A 1461-nucleotide genomic window follows, 5' to 3' on the forward strand; every position below is an offset into this window, starting at 1 on the left:
GATGCTGACCGACCCGTACCGGTCGGCGAACGCCCGGTAGTCCGCGGGCAGCTGGAAACCGATCGCCGCGGGTGCGAGCTCCCACGGGACCGGGGTCACGCCGTCCGCGGGCGGCGGTCCGATCACCACGCCGAGTCGATCCAGCATCTCCTCGATGTCCATGCCCACTCCCATCGGTCGCCCGTTCCCGCCGGAGGCTATCCGCCTGCGGTGACACCGCAGGCGGTAGGGCCCAGCCCCGAAGCGTCCTGGCACCCGAAGAGAGGATCATCCGACCGAGGCAGCAGACTCCTCACGATCACCAAGCTCGATTGAGCAACGGCTTCTGAACACATTGACTTGACAGGGAACGCAACCTCGCCCCAAACCCGGGCCCGGGAGCGCGCCGAGGCCACCTTCCCGGTCGATGAGGCGCTCGCCCCACTGCTCCCCGACGGCGGCCTGGCGCGCGGCACCGTCACCGAGGTCGGCGACGCCGGTGTGCTCATCCAGCTCGCCACCCGCCCGGCCCAGACCGAGTGGGTCGCCGTCGTGGACATCCCCGAATTCGGTGACGCGGCGGCCCGGTCGGCGGGAATCACCCGCCTGGTCCGCATCGAGGACACCCATGGGAAATTCGGTGACGTGGCTCTGGCGCCCGCATTCCCGGTCCTGATCGTCCGGCCGCCCGCCGCCATGCCCGAGCGGGCCGCCACGCGCCCGGCCAGCCACCTGCGCACGCACGGCAACGTCGTCCTCCCCTACGACCACCATTGGCCAGGCCCCCAGCTCCGCCTCGATGTCACCCACAGGCTCTGGCGTGGCCTCGGGGACGGGTGGGCCAGCTGACTGAGCGCCAGGTCCGCATCGTCTGCACCGGCCGCCGTACCCGCGGCCGCAACCGCACTGCCGAGCTGATCCTGCCCGACCAGCACGGCCGGGTCAGCCGCCCCGCCAGACTCGCCTTCGACTCCGCCCGTCCGGCGCTGTCCGCGTACGCTGCCAGCCGCTGATCGGACGACTCAGACCGCAGACCTGCAGCGGGCCGTCAATGGCTCAGTCCACGGAGAACTCGGCCCAGTGAAGGCCGGTGAGGGTGACCTCCAGACCGCGGGCCCGGCGGCCCCAATCGGTGAAGTAGGCGTCGCGCAGGCCTTCGGCGATGATCTTTTCCTGCTCCTGCTGGCTGGCACCGGCGTCGCGGGCGTCGAAGAGTTCCTGGGCGCGCTCGACGGAGCCGACGCCCTCGAAGCCGGCGTACTCCTCGGCGGTGCCGGTGGTGCCCTCGGCCAGATGCGAGCGCAGGTAGCCGAGCGCGGCGAACTCCTCGGCGCCGAGGGTCTGCGGGTCACCGGGGGGTCATGTCCCGTGAAGTGGTGTAGTGGTCGTTTGCCAACGGTCATGCGGTGGGTGGTAGTTGGTCGCGAGCCTGCTCGCCAGGGTAGAGCTGGTCCATGCTGCCCTCAGGCAGATAGCGGCGGG

The 1461-nt window shown here is 71.0% G+C and carries 3 protein-coding genes; all 3 read left to right on the forward strand.

Going from position 1 to position 1461, the window contains the following annotated elements; translation table 11 throughout:
• Window positions 1-339 precede the first annotated feature (339 nt).
• On the forward strand, window positions 340-828 hold the full coding sequence (locus KV557_RS41750; protein ID WP_218207344.1) for a hypothetical protein: 489 nt from the start codon (window positions 340-342) through the stop codon (window positions 826-828).
• Complete coding sequence (locus KV557_RS41755) at window positions 816-992, forward strand: hypothetical protein (protein WP_218207345.1); 177 nt, start codon at window positions 816-818, stop codon at window positions 990-992. Before KV557_RS41750 ends, KV557_RS41755 begins: the two co-directional genes overlap by 13 nt.
• A 67-nt stretch (window positions 993-1059) precedes the next feature.
• Window positions 1060-1461 (forward strand): hypothetical protein (locus KV557_RS41760; RefSeq protein WP_218207346.1); only part of this gene is annotated, 402 nt, incomplete at its 3' end.

It is taken from the genome of Kitasatospora aureofaciens (assembly GCF_019192735.1).
GTDB classification, from domain to species: Bacteria; Actinomycetota; Actinomycetes; order Streptomycetales; family Streptomycetaceae; genus Kitasatospora; species Kitasatospora aureofaciens_A.